This window comes from Streptomyces griseoloalbus, assembly GCA_014650015.1.
Classification (GTDB): domain Bacteria; phylum Actinomycetota; class Actinomycetes; order Streptomycetales; family Streptomycetaceae; genus Streptomyces; species Streptomyces griseoloalbus.
In genome coordinates this window covers 256,121-272,823 of sequence record BMUD01000008.1, presented here as the reverse complement: position 1 = coordinate 272,823, position 16,703 = coordinate 256,121, and the positions used below count along the sequence as shown (strand labels likewise).

The 16,703-nt window shown below is 72.9% G+C and carries 10 protein-coding genes and 1 pseudogene; 4 read left to right on the top strand and 7 right to left on the bottom strand.

Going from position 1 to position 16,703, the window contains the following annotated elements:
* Positions 1 to 3: 3 nt before the first annotated feature.
* Positions 4 to 225, top strand: a complete 222-nt coding sequence (locus IE178_RS15090) for a hypothetical protein (RefSeq protein ID WP_193512679.1) — start codon at positions 4 to 6, stop codon at positions 223 to 225.
* On the opposite strand, the gene IE178_RS37070 is transcribed toward IE178_RS15090, so the two are convergent.
* From IE178_RS37070 to IE178_RS15080, 3 genes and pseudogenes are all read right to left on the bottom strand, one after another.
* A complete protein-coding gene (locus IE178_RS37070; protein ID WP_369075345.1) occupies positions 226 to 483 on the bottom strand; it encodes an ABC transporter substrate-binding protein in 258 nt (85 codons plus the stop codon).
* A 46-nt stretch (positions 484 to 529) separates the two neighbouring features.
* Positions 530 to 1,189, bottom strand: a complete 660-nt coding sequence (locus IE178_RS15085) for a hydrolase (RefSeq protein WP_184761563.1) — start codon at positions 1,187 to 1,189, stop codon at positions 530 to 532.
* A gap of 439 nt (positions 1,190 to 1,628) precedes the next feature.
* A pseudogene (locus IE178_RS15080) lies at positions 1,629 to 1,734 on the bottom strand (transposase); the annotation flags it as partial.
* A 450-nt stretch (positions 1,735 to 2,184) separates the two neighbouring features.
* Between IE178_RS15080 and IE178_RS15075 the strand changes: the two are divergent.
* The 3 genes from IE178_RS15075 to IE178_RS15065 all read left to right on the top strand — a co-directional run bounded on the left by IE178_RS15075 (position 2,185) and on the right by IE178_RS15065 (position 3,498).
* A complete protein-coding gene (locus IE178_RS15075) occupies positions 2,185 to 2,493 on the top strand; it encodes a GNAT family N-acetyltransferase (RefSeq protein WP_184761564.1) in 309 nt (102 codons plus the stop codon).
* 31 nt (positions 2,494 to 2,524) lie between these two features.
* The gene (locus IE178_RS15070) at positions 2,525 to 2,806 is read left to right on the top strand and encodes a (4Fe-4S)-binding protein (RefSeq protein ID WP_184761565.1); all 282 of its coding nucleotides are present in this window, start codon (positions 2,525 to 2,527) and stop codon (positions 2,804 to 2,806) included.
* A 224-nt stretch (positions 2,807 to 3,030) separates the two neighbouring features.
* Positions 3,031 to 3,498, top strand: a complete 468-nt coding sequence (locus IE178_RS15065) for a MarR family winged helix-turn-helix transcriptional regulator (RefSeq protein WP_193512607.1) — start codon at positions 3,031 to 3,033, stop codon at positions 3,496 to 3,498.
* Positions 3,499 to 3,526: 28 nt separating this feature from the next.
* Here the strand turns inward: IE178_RS15065 and lpdA are convergent, their stop codons facing one another.
* The 4 genes from lpdA to IE178_RS15045 all read right to left on the bottom strand — a co-directional run bounded on the left by lpdA (position 3,527) and on the right by IE178_RS15045 (position 16,702).
* Entirely contained in the window at positions 3,527 to 4,933 is a 1,407-nt protein-coding gene (gene lpdA / locus IE178_RS15060) for a dihydrolipoyl dehydrogenase (RefSeq protein ID WP_193512606.1), read from the bottom strand.
* A gap of 247 nt (positions 4,934 to 5,180) precedes the next feature.
* Positions 5,181 to 11,189, bottom strand: coding sequence for a hypothetical protein (locus IE178_RS15055; RefSeq protein ID WP_193512605.1), 6,009 nt, complete (start codon positions 11,187 to 11,189; stop codon positions 5,181 to 5,183).
* Positions 11,190 to 11,220: 31 nt separating this feature from the next.
* A complete protein-coding gene (locus IE178_RS15050; protein ID WP_193512604.1) occupies positions 11,221 to 13,755 on the bottom strand; it encodes a hypothetical protein in 2,535 nt (844 codons plus the stop codon).
* A gap of 49 nt (positions 13,756 to 13,804) precedes the next feature.
* On the bottom strand, positions 13,805 to 16,702 hold the full coding sequence (locus tag IE178_RS15045; RefSeq protein ID WP_193512603.1) for a DUF6603 domain-containing protein: 2,898 nt from the start codon (positions 16,700 to 16,702) through the stop codon (positions 13,805 to 13,807).
* Position 16,703: the final 1 nt, after the last annotated feature.

The following is a 16,703-nucleotide window of genomic DNA, read 5'->3' as shown; positions in this document are numbered from 1 at the left end:
TCTGTGGGACTTCTCGGCCACTTTTGGGCCGAGCCGGGACTGCCGGTCTCGGGGCTGAGGGGCGGATTGCCCGTCACGGGCGCCGAGTGGACCGACGCCGAAGCCTTCGCCGCCTACGGCCTCGATGACGCCACCATCACCGCGCTTCACGCTGGGGCCCTGGAGTGGGCCGACGACCTCGCGGCTCGCCTCCTCGAAGAGTCCGATGATCCGCACATCGACTGATCACTTCCGGATGAGGGCTCGTGGTGAGACCGCGGGGCTTGCGCGCTGAAATCCGCCGGGCCGTGCAGTGCCAGGGTGGTCACCCCGGGTGCCCGCGGATCCAAGGATCCCAGGAACGGGGGAGGCGTCCCCTTGGTCGTCGTAGAGGACGAACTCGACCGGACGGCCGAGCAGTCCACCGCGAGCGCTGACGCCCTCGCGCCGGATCTCATGGGCGACACGGGCCGACCGGCCGTTGTCCGCGAGGGGACCGGTCAGCTACAGGCAGTACCCGATGCGGACGGGCGCCTGTTCCGCGGCCATGTCAGACGTCGTTTCCAGCACGTCCTGCGGCGAGCAGCTGCGTCTCCCAGCTGAAGGCGACGCCGGTGGCGCCCCCGTGCTGAAGCTGAACCTCGGTCATGGCCGGGATGGTCTTCTCGCGGGCCCAGTCGCGCTGCCACTCACTCGCCACGGCCATCCAGGTGATGGGCACCACGCCCGCCTGGACCATGCGCTGCACGGCCATGTCATGGGCTTCCTTCGAGGCACCGCCCGAGGCGTCGGTGACAACGAAGACCTCGAAGCCCTCACCCGCCGCCTGTATCGCCGGCATCGCGACACAGATCTCCGTCCAGAGACCGGCGATGATCAGCTTCTTGCGGCCGGTCGCCTTGACGGCGTCGACGACGCGCTCGTCCTCCCAGGTGTTGATGAGCGTGCGGTTGATCGGCTTCTGCTCCGGGAACACATCCTGCAGCCCCTTGATGAGGTAGCCGCCGCGCTCCTCCAGCACGCTCGTCAGGATGGTCGGTACGTCGAACACCTTGGCGGCCTTGGCGAGGGCGACGACGTTGTTCACGACCATCGTGGGTTCGTGGCTGTTCAGGTTGGCGAACTGGAACGGCTGGTGGTCGATCAGGACGACGACGCTCTCCTCGGGCGTCAGCAGTGCCTGCAGTCCGGACTTCGCTTCGTTGCTCATGGGTCCCTCTCCGGGTGTTGGTATCTGCGTGCTCAGAGTGCTCAGAGTGCTCGGACGGACGCCGTCGATCTCGACGCCGTAATACGGCCGTACGCGTCCGCGCATACGCTCCTGAGGCCGGGTCGGCCAAGCACCACGCTGAATCGGCTGATAGCACGTCACGGACCGGCACGTCTCCGCATCGAGACGGTTCACGGCATCAGTGACGGCCCCCCGTCCGATCAAGTTGATGACACGTCACCTACATTAGCAGCGACACTTGACGTGTCAACTAAATGCCGACCCATCGTCCGCACCCGAGCCCACGTGGACGGCCGTACTCACAAGTCGAGGCACCCTCGCTCCCGTTGCCCTCCCGGCACTGATGGAGCAGGTCCGCAAAACGCGGTCAGATCTATGCGGTGGTCGACGCGGGCTTTGACGAGGCGGTCGGCGGAGGGCGGGACGCCGTGGACATACGCCTCCACGATGACCGCATGGAGGGTCTGGTCGATGCGGGGCCGACGTTCCAGAAGGCTGGGAGAGAAGCTCCCGACGCGCAGCTTTCCGAGGACTGGGGCGCGGGCGGCGGCGAAGGCGCCGACGGCCTCGCCCGCGGCGTCACCCGACAGCCCGACCGGCCGCCGCCTCGTCAAGGCCATCGACGTCCAGCCCCTGAGAAGAAGGCCGCTGAATCCGGTCCCCGCGGGTGGTGACGCCCGCCGTTCGTCGCGGAAGGCCGTGACCTTACGCCGGGAGCGCTACGAGCTTGCCGCCCGGGTGCCCGGTCCGGCTCACTTCCAGCGCAGCCGCCAGTACGGCTGGAGACGGCTCCGCCCACAGCCGCACAGCATGCCTCTGGCCCCGGCGCGCGGGCCTTGCGGCGTGTCCGCGTGCTCGCTCCGCGGTACGAGCTCCCCAGGGTAAGTTGACGCATCAACTTGATGGGGTAGGGTGATGTCCTGGCTGGCGGAATTCCGTCGAGTCGAGCGGGGCCAGGCCCACCAGGAGGACGTATGACGGTCGAAGTGAGCGACGTGCCCGAGGCGAAGCGCTACGAGGCCCGCGTCGATGGAGAGTCCGAGGTGGCGGGCGTCGCGGAATACATCCGTACGACGGAACTCGTCGCGTTCGTGCACACCGAGGTCGAGGCGGAGTACGAGGGCAGGGGAGTCGGGTCCGCGCTGGTCCGCACCGCCCTTGACGAGGCACGCGCCGCGAACCTGCGGGTGCTGGCCACCTGCCCCTTCTTCGCGGGTTGGATCAACCGGCACCCCGAGTACCAGGACCTGCTGTACCAGTCCCGCAGCAAGGTCAGTGACTGAAGAGCCGAGCACGGCAGTGACGGAGGCAGGTATGAGCGGTGGATCCGAGCGGAAGACGTACCGGGCGCAGTCGATCACGGTGACCTTCGAGGCCAGGCGCTGCCTGCACGCAGCCGAATGCGTCCAGGGCCTGCCCGAGGTGTTCGACACGGCGAAGCGCCCGTGGATCCAGCCGGACAACGCCACGGCCGAGCGCCTGGCCGAAGTGGTGCGGCGCTGCCCCTCGGGTGCGCTGCAGTACGAACTCGTGGACGGCGGGGCAAAGACCCCGACCGGCCCACCACGATCACCCGCGGTTCCACCGGGCAGCTGACCGTGTGCGGGTGAGCTGCGCGCGGCGCCACGTCGCGACATGGCCACGGTTGGCCCCCTTCATCGCGCAGCGAGAGCGGAGCGGTCCCGGCGCCTTCCGGCTCGTGCACCGGGCCGGGGCCTGAAACCGAGGCCTCATGGGCACGACAGACACGGCTTCGTCGAGGGTCGCGTCATCGCCACTGTGAGTAGATGAGCTGTCAACGATTTCGTTAGACTGCCCCCATGGACGCACCGCCCCGCTGGCTCAACCTGGAAGAGAAGGCCGCCTGGGACAGCTTCATCCGCATGCAGGAGAAGCTCATCGGACGGCTGTCCCGCCGCGTCCAGGCCGACTCCGGAATGTCCGCGTCCGACTACATCGTGCTTGTCAGCCTCACCGAACGGGGCGGTGGACGGATACGCTTCCTGGATCTGGCCAAACTCGTGGAGTGGGAGAAGAGCCGAATGTCCCACCAGATCACGCGGATGGCGAAGCGCGGGCTCGTGGCCAGGGAGGAATGCCCCGACGACGGACGCGGAGCATTCATCGTCGCCACCCCGGCCGGCTACAAGGCGATCGAAGAGGCCGCACCCCAGCACGTCGAGCACGTCCGCCGCCTGTTCATCGATGCCCTGACCCCGAACCAGCTCAGCACACTCGCCCGGATCTCCGAGCGTGTCCTGGACCACATGGAGAAGCAGCCGGACTGACCGAGGCGCCCGTCGCCGTGGACTTTTGTCACATGTTGATCATGTGACCGGCCAGGCCGTGCACCGCTTCCTTGACCGCTTCACCCAGGGTCGGGTGGGCGTGGATGTTACGGGCGACCTCGTGGATGGTGAGGTCCCACTGCTGGGCCAGGGTCAGCTCGGGCAGCAGCTCGGTGACCTCGGGGCCGATGAGGTGGGCGCCGAGGATCTCGCCGTGCCGTTTGTCGCTGATTACCTTGACGAAGCCGCCGGGCTCGGCCAGGCCGTGCGCCTTGCCGTTGGCCGTGAACGGGAACTTGGCCACGTCGACGTCGAAGCCGGCCTGACGGGCCTGCTCCTCGGTGTAGCCGAAGCCGGCGATCTGCGGCTGGCAGTAGGTGGCGCGGGGCACCATGCGGAAGTCGATTTCCATCGTCTCGGCTCCGCCGATGGTCTCGGCGGCGACCATGCCCATGGCTTCGGCGGCGTGCGCGAGCATCAGCTTGGCCGTCACGTCACCGATGGCGTAGATGTGGGGAACGCTGGTGCGGCCTCGCCCGTCGACGTCGATGGCGCCGCGGTCGGTGAGCCGTACACCGGTGGCCTCCAGACCGTAGCCGGTGACGCGCGGGGTGAAACCGACGGCCTGCATGACCCTGGCCGCCTCGATCGTCCGCCGGGTGCCGTCCTGGGTGACGCTCACGCGCACGGGGGACGCCGGGTCGGTGTCGTCGATGGCTTCCACCCGGGTGGAGGTGAGCACCTCGATGCCGAGCTTGCGGTAGTTCTTGGCGAGTTCCTTGGAGACGTCGGCGTCCTCCAGGGGGACGATCCGGTCGGCGAACTCCACGAGGGTCACCTTGACGCCGTAGTTGTGCAGTATGTAGGCGAATTCGACGCCGATGGCGCCGGCGCCCGCGATGACGATGCTCTCCGGCAGTTCCTCCGCGAGGATCTGCTCCTCGTACGTCACGACGCGGTCGCTCAGCGCCGTACCGGGCAGCAGCCGGGTGGTGGCGCCGGTGGCGATCACGCAGTGGTCGAAGGTGAGCGTCTCGGTGCGGCCGTCACCGAGGGCGACGCGCAGGGTGTGCGCGTCGGTGAAGGTGCCCCGCCCGTCGTACTCGGCGATGCCGTTCTTGCGCATCAGGTAGTGGACGCCGGATACGCGCCCGTCGGCCACCTTGCGGCTGCGCTTGTACGCGGCGCCGTAGTCGAAGGTGACGGTTCCCTCGGCCCGGATGCCGAACGTGCTCGCCTGGGTCGTCACGATGTGCGCCAGTTCCGCGTTGCGCAGCAGTGCCTTGGACGGGATGCAGCCCACGTTGAGGCAGACACCGCCCCAGTACTTTTCCTCCACCACCGCGACGCTCAGGCCGAGTTGCGCACATCGGACCGCTGCCGTGTAGCCCCCCGGGCCGGCCCCCAGGACGACGACGGCAAAGTGCTTGCTCATGGCCCCCTCTTTCCTCTTGTGCGTTCCCCGCTGATTGTTCACCGCTCGCCAGAGCCACCCCACCATTACTCACACGATGTGACGGTCCTTACACTCTCGCCGGATCGTTCCGCGCGGCAGGTATCCGGCCGCCCGCTCCCCCGTTCAGGGGAGGCGGTCACCGGCGGCCCCGAAGCGGACAGGCCGTCACGGCCACGGCTCCGTGGGGCGCACGAGGATCGGACCCGGCAGGCCCCGCAAGAAGCCGTCACGGCCACGGCTCCGTGGGGCGCACCGTGTCGAAGGCGAGGCCGCTGGAGCTCTCGCCGGTACCGGGCGTCTTCTCCCTGCGCACCCAGCTGTGCCAGGAGCCGTCCGACCAGCGGGCCAGCACCGGGCGGCGGACCACGCGGATCCCCTCGCGCGGCACTTCCTCCTCGTGCAGCCACAGTCCGGGGGTGATCAGTCGGCCCTCGGGACGCGAATCGAGCCCGGGGCCGGTGAGTGCGGCCAGCCGGAACCGGATCCGACCGGCCCGTACCGGCTCGGGGACCAGCGGGAACCAGTAGTCCGGCACGATGCTCTGCACGGCGTACGCGGGCAGTTCGCCGACGGTGTCCGGGACCGATGCGTCGCCGCGCGCCCAGCGGTCCCGGCGGTCGACCGGTTCCCCACGGCCGTCGGTGTAGTGGTGCTGAACGGCCCATGCCAAGTTGGCCAGATCGTCGCGGGCCAGGACCACGTGTTCGAGCGGCTGTCCCGTCTGGCCGCGTTCGGTGGGCAGGATCAGCAGCCCGGACGCCGCGGGATGGTCCGGGTCGGGGCTGTCCAGGGTGAACATCGACCAGGACGGGTCCTCCCGGCCGGCGCGCCGCACCAGGTGCTGGCGGCCGAAGACGTCGCGCACCAGCAGCTGGTCAAGGACGGTCAGTGAGGCGGTCGGCACCTCCAGCGGGACCAGGAACCAGTCGTTGCCGAAGACCGTGGCGAACGAGATCAGGAGCAGGCGGCCGGTGTCCAGGGTGGACACATCCGTGGCCCCGAGGTCGACCAGGGCGTCCTCCGTCTCCCAGTACCGGTCGGCCGGCAGCCCGCCGTAGCGCACCGTCGACGGCAGGCCTTCCTCCGTGAACGCGTGGCTCGGGCCCTGCGGTGCCGCCCCGGCCTCGGGGTCGGGGTGGACGTCGAGGCTGTACCAGTCCAGGCCGTCGCCCTGGTACTCCTCGGCTCGCAGCACCGTACCGCCGGTGGACAGTTCGGCGGCGTACTCGCAGCGGTGCGGGTCGAAGCAGTCCGGGCCGTGCTCCGCCAGTTGTCCGGCCCACCAGCTCCGCCACCGTGCGGCGACGTCACCGAGTCGCGGGTCCGGACCGGTGTCGAAGGTGCCCGCGTCCAGCGCGGCCGCCACCGACTGCGCGTCCGGCATCCGGCCGTCGAGCAGGCCGACGAGGCCCGTGTCGGGCTCGCCGGCCGGAAGTCGGTGCGGGGCCAGGGCCGTCAGGGCGGCGGTGAGCAGTCCGGCTTCGTCGCACATGCGCAGCAGCGCGGCGCCGCCCTCGGCGCGCAGCCGCTCGTCGACCCGGACGGGTTCGTCCTCGATCTGGGTGTCCAGCGGGCCGTGGGCCAGTCGATAGGGCACCCAGTCGGCGGCCCCGTCGGGGCGCCACGCGTCGATGGGCGCGCTGCTGCCGGTCATCCGGACCACCGCCGGGGAACCGGCGTCCTGGGCGGTGAACTCCCCGAACTGCCACTGCCGGGTGAGCAGCCACAGCGGGTCGTGCACCCGTGCGGCCAGCCCCGCCTCGACGTCGGAGGTCCGGTGCCGGACCTGTAGCTGGAAGGGGCCCTCCTGGTCGCTGTCGTCCCTCTTCGTCTCGATCCTGCCCAGTGCCCGGCCGGTCGCGCCCTCGTGGGCGATGCGGACGGCGGGGAGGAGCGCGCCCAGCGCGGGCAGGTCGTCGCTGTCGACGGCGCGCAGCTTGGCCAGCTCCAGCGTCTCCCTCACCACCTGCACCAGGCCGTCGGAGGTCCAGCCGCGGCTCAGGTCCGGGGGTACCGCGATGAGGAGGTTGTGCGGGGCCTTGGCGTCCGGGCGGTCGTAGTGGAAGGCGACCCCGGTCAGTTCGGTCTGCGGGGCGGGATCGGGTCCGGGCGGAAGCTGATCCGAACCGGGGAGGAGTTCGATCCATTCGTCGAGTACGACGCCGGTGACGGCCGCGCCGGGCGGGATGTCGGCCGGTGCGTGCCAGACCAGGTGAGTGGTGGCGGGCGGTCGCTGTCCGGCGGGGAAGGTGCCGCCGATCCAGGCGTCACCGTCACTCGTCGGGTGCTGGGCGGCCCGCAGGCGTTCGACCCGCCCGGCCCGGTTCCCGGCCAGCAGCAGCGTCTCGTGCAGGGTGCGCGCCGGCGGCCGTACGGCGGCGTTGCGCCGCAGCCAGTCCTCGACGGCGGCGCCGGGCAGTTCGCCGCGGCCCTCGGGAGGCGGTGTCGGGGCGGTGAGCTCGGGCAGCAGCGGGATGTCCGCGCCGAGCACCTCGGACAGGGCCGTCCTGGCCTGTGAGAGCCAGGAGTCGGCCGACTCGGGCGCGACCTGCTCCGCGGCCAGGTCGCGCAGCCCGGCCCCGGCGGGGTGTCCGGCGACCAGGGGGCCGGCGGCGAAGGCGGCGAGGCGGGTGCGCAGCCCCGCCGTGTCGACCGAGCGGCCGCCCGGGTCCTCGGGCAGGTGCGACGGCAGCAGCGGCTGCGCGGTGGACAGCAGGGAACGGATCCGGGCCGCCCGGCCGTGCAGGGCGCTCCAGCCGGGTCCGTCCCAGGTGACCGGTGTGTCCGGCGTGACGCCCATCGCGTTCTGGACGGCCCTGCGCAGCCCGGCCGGTTCCACGGCGGCCGCGTCCAGTACGGTGCTCAGCGCGCCCGATCCGAGCCGGTCGGCGGTGAGTTCGAACGGCCGGGCGTCGTCCTGCCCGCCGCCCAGTCGTCCGGCGAGTGTCCAGCCCTCGGCGGGGCCGAGGAGATGGGCGACCCAGCTCTCCAGCGCGGGTTGCAGCGCGGCGAGCGGATCGGCGGGCCAGCCCGTCGGCGTGGCCGGTTCGGCCGGGAACAGGGCGGCCGTCCGGTGGGTCAGGGCTCGGGCTCGGTGCGGGGTGCTCAGCACGCGGAAGGTGTCCGGCACGTCCTCGCCGCGGCCCAGGGTGTCGGCGGTCAGGCCCGCGCGGATCGGGTTGCCTCCCACCAGTTGATGGACGCTCTCGGCCAGCACCAGGTCGCCGACCGCGTCGAGCGCGTCGGCGAGGTCGTCCAGCAGCGGTGTCACGGCCGCCCGGTCGGTGTCCGACCCGACCACCGGCGCCTGGTCGATGACGCTGGCCTGGTCGGGCGCGCCCGCCCCGGCCCGCGCGAGGGCCATGCCGTCGACGACGTTGCGCGCCGAGATCGCCTCGGCGCTGCGCGCCCAGAGGTCCGCGTCGGGCTCCTGCGCCGGCGTCTCGGGCACGACCGGGACGGGGAACTGGCGGCGGAACCGCTCGATCAGGTGGTCCAGCTCGGCGTCGTGCAGGGCCCGTTCGAACCGGTAGCCCAGCAGCGAGCCCAGGTTCTGGCCCTGGCGTACGCCGCCGAGCAGCCAGCGGGCGATACGGGTGCGGCGGGAGGTGAGGTTGACCGCGTAGCTCTGTTCGTCGGGGTTGCCGAGGAAGCCCGAACGCAGGACGGCGGCCGTTGCGGCGTGGTGCAGCGAGGGCGCGTGGATGTAGCCGTCCTTCGCGGACACCTCGACGGTGGTCGTCACGTCGTCCAGCTCGATGTCGAGCTGTTCTCTCGGCTCCGGCGGGCGCAGGTCCTCCACCCAGCCGTAGCAGCCGAACCGGACGCCCTCGGCCCCGGATGCCCGCAGCTCGGCCAGACGCTTCGACGCCAGTGAGGTGATCCAGGCGTCCAGTCGGTGCGCGTGGACGTCGACGACCTCCGCCAGCAGTTCGGGCAGCCGGGTCACCGGTACGGCGGCCAGGGTCCGCAGTGCCTGTTCGAGCCTGGGCAGCGCGCCCGCGGCCCGGTGCGCGGCCGCGACGCGTTCATCGCGCTCGCGCTCGTCCAGGCCCTCCAGTACGTCGGCCACCAGCTGGTCCACATCGCCGAGGACGGCCAGTGCCTGGCGCAGAGGGTCGTCGGTGGGGTCGAAGTCGTCCAGGAAGGTGGACCAGTTGGGCAGGAACAGCAGCGCGTCGAGCACACCGCTCATGTCCGGTTCGGGCTCCTCCGGGGGTTGTGGAGGTGCTTCGTCGTCCTCGGGCGGGACCCCGCCGTCCCCGCCGACCGGCCCCTCCCCCTCCGGCGGAACCTCCCCCTCGCCCGGCTGCTCCTCCTCGCCGTCCGGTTCGTCGGCCGGCATCGGAAGATCGAAGAACGTACTGCGCCGGGGCGGGGTGTCCCGTCCCGTGGACAGCTCCACCGGCCACTGGAGGTCGAACGCCTCGGCGTCCAGCTCGCCCGCCAGGAAGGCCCGTACGGCGTCCAGATAGTCGGCCGTGGCGGTGGCCCGCGCCGGAAAGGCCTCCGGGTCCGGGCACAGCCTGGTGGCGAACTCCGGGACGCCGGTCTCCTGGTCCAGGCCCCAGCCGAGCGAGGTCCAGCCGTCGCTCCTCGTGGTCCAGCGCAGCATGCCGTCAGGGGACAGACCGGGCAGGCCGAGTGTCGCGGGGGGTTCGTCGAGTGGTGTGCGCGACACGGCGCGCCCCGGCCTGTTCATGCGGATCATGGCCAGGCCGGTGGCCACCGGCAGCCGCTGCAACGCCTCCACGGCGACCTGGTCGACCGGTCGGCCCTGCTCGACCCGGGGGACGGGGTCGATGGCCTCCGGGTTGTTCAGCGCCGCCCGCGAGCGTTCCCGCAGCCGCAGCAGCCAGGGCGCGATCAGGCCGTCCACGTCGTCGACGTGTTCGGCGCGCCAGTCGTCGAGCGCGGTGGCGGGCAGGACGCCGTACGGCTGGCGGCCGGCGCGCAGCATCGGCAGCGGCCCGCGGCCGCGGACATGGTCGGCGAGGTGGTCGCGGATCGCGCGCCACGGCCCGGCGGGAGCGACCCGGTTCACCTGTTGGGTGCCCAGGTCGATCGTCTTGAGCGCGGCCTCGGCGAAACCCTTGCCGAGCGTGGGCCAGGTGAGCAGGGTCAGCGCGGCGACGGCCGACGGTTCGGTGTCCGCGGCGCCGGGGCAGCCGCGCAGGAATCCGGCGTCCGGCAGGCCGAGGGCGGCCGCGAGCGCGTCGGCGACCGGCCGCTCCCCCGCTTCCGGGTCGGGGTCCGGGCCCGGGTAGGCGGGGGCCGAGGACCAGCCCGAGCGGGCGCGTGGGGTGTTGTTGGTGGCGGTGCCGGAGGGCAGCAGGCCGAGCCCGCCGCCGAACCGGTGGCCGTGCAGCAGGTCGCGGAGCCGGGCCGCGCCGTCCGCCGGCCCGTCGTCGCGTACGCCGACGACCAGCAGCTGGTCCAGGTTCTCGGTGTTCTCGGGCGGGAGGACCAGCTCGATGCCCATGCCGGCCTTGACCGCTTCGAACCAGTCGGTCTCCCAGCCCTCCTCCTCGGCGCGCAGCAGGCCGATCGGCAGCGGGTCGGGTACCCGGCGGCCCAGTTTGTCGACCACCACCTGACCGTCGAACAGCCCGAGGAAGCGCCACTGCTTCGGCATCGACACCGCGCGCGTACGGTGCGCGCCCGGATCCTCGGGACGTACCGCGGGCTGGGGAGCGCCGGGACGGCAGGCACGGACCGCCCAGGACGCGCGGGCCGGGCGCAGCTCGGTGAGCACCTTCTGCCAGGCTTCCGGGCCGGGGTTCTGCCAGTACGCGGTGCCCGCGGCCGTCTCGGCGGGGGTCAGCTCGGGTTCGAACCGGGAGAGCAGGAGGTCGTCCGGGTAGATCCGCACCCGCAGGGTGCGCGGCTCCCACCAGATGGTCTCCACGCGGACCGGCAGCAGCGCGATCGGGGCGGTGTTGTCGTCGGGGAACAGCGACTCGCCCTCTCCCAGAGCGCGGGTCAGCTCCTCCTGGGCCGAGGCGGCCAGGCCGTTCGACTCCTCGGCGGCGCGCTGAAGCTCCGGCAGGGCCGCCTCGGCCGCGGCGAGCGCGTCGGCACTGCTCGGTGGGAAGGGGGGCTCCGGGAGGCCGGCCTGGATGTGCGCCCGGAGGCGTCGCACCACGGCCTCCTGCTCATCCGCGCGGGCCTGCGCGGTGTCGGCTTCGGTGCGTGCCCGGTCCAGCTGCGCGCGTGCGGCGAACGCGTCGGTCATGTCCCCACTGCTCCTGTCCTCGGGCGGGTGTTCAGCCGCCCAGCAACGTGGTGGCCCGGAAGGCCAGCTGGAAGGGCTGCTGGAAGGCGATGCGGGCCATGTCGGCCGCGTCCCGGGCCCAGACCGGTGGATCGGGCTGGGTCAGCCGGGTCGGCGTGGTGGGGGCCTGGCCGAGCCGTACGCACCGGGCGGCGTCCACGCCGACGCCGTTCCAGGTGAGGTCGGCCCAGGTCCCCATGGCGGCCGGCTGTTCGCCGGAGTCGAACCCGAACTGGGTGCCGCGCATCGGTTCGCGGAACACGAAGAACCAGTCCTCGGAGCGGGCCCGCTCCTCGTCGAGGTCGGCGAACAGGTACAGCACGGTGGAATCGTCCAGGACCAGCGGCGTGGCCGGCACTCCGTCGAACGCGGGCGGCAGTTTGCCGTCCACCGCGCGTACGGCGAGCAGGGCGGTGCCGGGGAAGCGGCGCAGCAGGTCGCCGCGCACGAGCATCGCCAGATCGCCCTCGCCGCCGGTGCGCAGCCGACCGCCCAGCGGGGCCTCGGGCGGCCACAGCGCTATCTCCTCGACGTCCGCGCTGTCGCCCGGCCAGAAGCGGGCGAAGGGGGTGCCGCGCTGGTCGGTGGGGAACTCCCGCCACAGCAGCTCTCGGTTGAACTCGTGGTTGAGCCCGACCAGCAGCGCGGCGATGAACTCCGGGTTGGTCTCCAGCAGGGTCACCGAGTCCGGCGGCAGGGCGCCGATGCCCGGCAGGGCCCACTCCGGCCAGCGGGCCAGCAGTTCCTCGGCGATCGGCACGGTGAACTTCGGGTGGGCCATGATCGGCCGCAACGGACGGTCGCTCTCGGCACGTTGCGTCCAGGAGCCGGCGGGGATGCGGTCGGCCATCCGGAGCACTTGCAGCGGCAGGGGATCGAGCCTGCGGCGCAGCTCGCCCGGAAGACCGGCCTCCGGCTCGCCGTCGCCCATCATGCCCAACTGTGCCAGCTTCTGCGCGAGGTACGGCTCGGCCGCCTGGCCGTCGCCGGCACCGCCGTTCGTGCCACGCCGGGCCCGGCGGGCCGCTGCGCCGTTGGAGCGGGTCAGCCGGACGAACGAGGTACTGGCCGTCCCGATCGGCAGCTGCTCCGGGGCCGCGACGAGCATGGTGGCCAAAGTGGTCCCCTCCGCGCCGGGCTCGGCCGCGGACACGGGCACCCGTCCGCTCACCGGTGCCATGACGGTGACCAGGTCGGCCGCTCCCAGCGGGGCGACGTGCTTGTGCTGGGCCCGCTCGGCGGCGACGGCGGCCAGCTCACCCGCCGCCAGCAGCCGGTTGGCCTGCCGGATCGCGCCGACCTGCTCCCAGGCGCGGGCCATCAGGAACTCCTGCTCCAGCTGCGCATAGCGGGCGCCGAGCGCGGCGGCCACCCGCCGGCGGACCTCCAGGTTGAGGGTGCTCATCCAGTGGTCCGGCTCGGCGGGCACGGTCTGCTCGCCGGTGTGGTGGCCGCCGTAGAGCGGCGGGGCCACGGCGACGACGTCCGCGTCCTCGACGGGTTCCTCGTCGCCCGCTGCCACGATCTCGTCCCGGCGCAGGGCCGGTGCGTCCACGCGTTCGCGGATCAGCGCGCGGAACCGGTCCTGGGCCGCGAGGTCGGACCAGGTCTCGGGCGTCGCCGTGCCGGGCGCCCGCAGCGCGCCGTCCATGGCGACGGTGGCCGGCCCGGCGGACTCCTCGGCGGGCCAGGGGCGGCGGACGTCGATGATCCGGGTGCCGAGTCCGGCCTCGGCGGCGGGCCGGAAGCGCAGCCTGCGGGCGAGTTCCTCGAAGGTGCCCGCTTGTCCCGTGCGGAAGGTCCACCAGTGGTAGACGGGCAGGTCGACGGTGTCCCGGCCGGGGACCGGCCAGGCGTCCGCGGTGGCCGCCGCCCCGGGTGCCGCGTTCAGGCCCGCGTCCCGCCCGGCGGCGGTGGTGGGCACCACCGCGGCGATCCATCCGCGGTTAGGGGCCAGTCGGCGCGGGCACAGCAGGCGGCCGACGACACCGGCCGAGTGGTCGCGCATTCCCTGTTCGGTGAGCCGCCGTGCGCTCTCGACGTCGGTGACGTCGTCGGGCAGCCGCGCCTCCACATGGGTCCAGGCCCACCGCTCGGCCAGCGGGGGCAGGGCGGCGACCGGGGCGGTGAGCACGGGGAGCGGGTGCACGGCGCGCGGCGGGGCCGCCTCGTCCTCGGCCAGCACGACCAGCACGATCCAGGGCTGCGGGGTGGGCCCGCCCGGTGTGGCCACCGTGCCGGGAGACAGCAGCCAGGGCAGGTCGGCGTGCGCCAGCTCGACGCTCGCCAGCACGTTCTCCGCGGCGTCCGCCGTGCCGGGCGGCGGCTCCTGCCGCAGCACCATCGCACGGTCGAAGCCGAGCACGTCGCCCGGTCCCACCAGGGACAGGGTCGGTCCCCTCACCTCCGGCTCCTCGCGGCGGCCTTCGATGTCCCGGCTGAACCGCACGGCCGTCGACAGTGCCTGGCCGTCCGACGCGGCGGCGGCGCCGATCCGCGCCGAGGAGAAGAACCACCGTGTGCTCATACGCCGCTCCCGAACGGATCGCGTGACAGGGGCCGCCCGCCCGGCGCGGTCATCGGCGCACCTCCCAGCTCTCCACGAGCCGCAGCGTCTTCCGCGGTCGCGCGAGCTGTCCGCTCACCGCCTGCCAGGCGTCGGAGGTGGCGTCGACCAGGCTGACGTCGTCGAGCAGCGGCGTGAGGGTGTCGGCGGCGGCCACGCTCAGCCGGGCAGGGCGCACCTGGACGGCCGCTTCGGGGGTGTGCCACCGTTCGAGCCGTTCGGCGGCGCTGACGGCGTAGACGGCCTCGCGGCGGAAGAGACCCGGCCAGACGGAGAACTGCCGTTCGGGCAGCGGGGGTTCGTAGCCGGTCTCGTAGCCGTCGTCGACGCGGTGGCCGGTGCCGGTCCGGACGCCGTCGGGGCCCGCCCGCAGTCCGCCCGCGCGGCTGACGAACGCGGGCTCGGTGAACTGCGCGTCCTCGGTGAGGTCGAAGAACTCGCCGGGCACGAACCGCTCGGACAGCGAGGGGAGTCCGGCGGCGGGCTGTGACCTGCCGAGGGTGATGTCCTTGATCGTCCAGGTCTGCAGCGGTACCGGACGCCGCTCGAACCGGGAGATCGGCACGCCCAGCGGGACCACCCGCTGGGTGACGCGCAGGGTGGCGTCGGGGTGCACCAGGCTTCCCTGGTTCAGTTTCTCGTTCGCGGCGGGGGTGAAGACCAGCGCGGTGCGTTCGGCGGCCGGCCGTTCCGCGGCCCAGGCCTTCGTCTGCGCCAGTTCGGGGGTCAGTGCCTCGAGCGGATTGCGTCCGCCCTTCTGCTGGACGGCCGGCGGCGAGCCCCAGCGGACGTCGAAGTCCAGCTCGACGTCCCAGAACAGCACCGAGATGCTGCCGGTGCCGAACGCGTGCCAGGGGGCGGGGCCCTCCAGCGTGAAGTCCAGGGCGATCCCGGCCAGTCGGCGGCCGAAGGCGCGCACCGCCACTCCGGCCCGTACCCGTACGGAGAAGGCGAAGACCGGGTCGAAGACGAACAGCGCGTCCAGTCCCAGCCAGCCCTGCACACCGCAGCCGGCGATCGTGGCGTCCAACTGCACCTGTCCGCCGAACATCACCGCGTTGGAGGTGACGGCGAAGTAGGCCTCCATGCGCAGTCCGAAGCCGTTGCCCGGGGCCAGGTCCACCTGGAGCCGGTCGAGCGCGGGCACCCGGGCGGGACGGGTGTAGCGAGGGTGGAAGCCGCCGGCGGACAGCACGAACTCCGGCTGCGCCCCGCCGCGTACGAGCAGGTAGATCTCGCCGCGCACGGCCAGTCCCACGATCCACGAGCCGGACAGCGACACCAGCAGTTCGACCAGGGGGACGGCTGGTTCGATACGGCCGAACACACTGGCCTGGAGGCGGATGAGCGGCAGGACCGGGTCGGGCAGCCCGACCAGCAGCCGTCCCAGCAGGATCGCGCGCGCCGGTGCGGGCAGTTCGAGGATCACCGCCCCGGACAGCGACACCATCCGGTCGCCCCAGGTGATGCGGATCATGGGCCCGACCAGGATGCGCCCGGCGGCCACCGGGAACGCCGAGCCGAGGGACCCGATGATCTCCTGGGCGCGTTCCACGGCCCGGTCGGGGAACAGCACATGGTCGGCGTTGCCGTCGCAGACGAGTTGTTGCAGCACGGGGACGTCGGCGCGTCGGTTCACCCCGACCAGCCCGCCGACCGCGTCCAGCGCGAATCCCAGGCCGAGTTGGATACCGGGAGGCGGGAACTGGGCGGCGAGCAGCACCAGGAAGCTGGTGGGTGCCTTGCCGTCGGGCGGCCGGAACAGGGCGACCGCCTGGACGCGCAGCACGCCCAGGTCGACCGAGATCAGGCCGCCGTAGCCCTGGTCGGGGGTGCGCCGGACCAGGCCGCCGCCGGAGACGGGCGGCACTTGGAGCTCGGTTCCGATGCCGTCCGGGAACAGCTCGCGCAGTCGGCTCGGGTCGAGTCCTGGGCGGGTCGCCGGGGAGAACGTGACGGGCAGTTCGATGCCGGCGCGGTCCAGGTGGACGCGGAGCGGCAGGCCGGGCAGCCCGGCGCTGGCCGACACGGACAGGGCCAGCCGTGGCTCGCCCCCGTCGGAGGTCAGCTCCAGGGCGGCACCCCGGCTGGACACGGCCGGACCGCTCAGCCGGAGCGGCAGGGGGGCCTGCAGGCCGCCGGTGCCGGCGAAGCGCAGGCCACCGGTCCGGTCGGCGCGCAGGACGACCGGAGGGGGCGGACCCGACATGGGGCTCGCCCCGCCGACGCCGAGGAGCCTGGCCAGTGCGGCGGGCAGGACGGCGGCGGTGAAGCCCTGCAACTCCAGTTCGGCGGCGGCGGGTGTGCCGGGTTCCGAGGTCACGCCGAGCGTAATGCCGTCGACGCCGATCCCCGGCCCGTCGGTCATCCCGGCGGCGAGCCGGCCGGTGCGGCGCAGCCGGATCGTCGCGGTTCCGCCGGGCGGCGCGGGCGGCAGGCCCGGCCCGAAGGCGGCGTCCCAGCCCTGTCCGGAGGTGACGGTCGCCTCGGCGCTCCACGGCCCCCGGGCCGTTCGGGGCAGCGTCAGGGCCGCTCCCGGGGTAACCACCACGTCGAACACCGGTCCGTCCGCGGTCACTCCGAGGACGGCGCGCCCGGTCGCCGGTCCGGCGGGGTCGTTCAGCACCAGGGCGACGCCGAGCGGCGCGCCGGGCGCCCGCCGCCAGCCGTGCAGCCGGACGGGCGACGCGGCGTCCAGGTCGCCGAGTGTCTCCCGTACGAGTTCCACCAGGGAGTTCCCGGCGGGCAGCCGGTCGTGCACGGCGAGCAGTCGCCCGGCGAGCACGGTGCCCGCGGCCGAGGGGTCCTCGCCGACCTCGGGCAGGGCGCGGGCCAGGCCGTCCACCGCGTCCCGGGCCAGCGCCCGCAGTTGACCGGCGACCTGCTGGAGAAGCTGATGCGGGTCCATG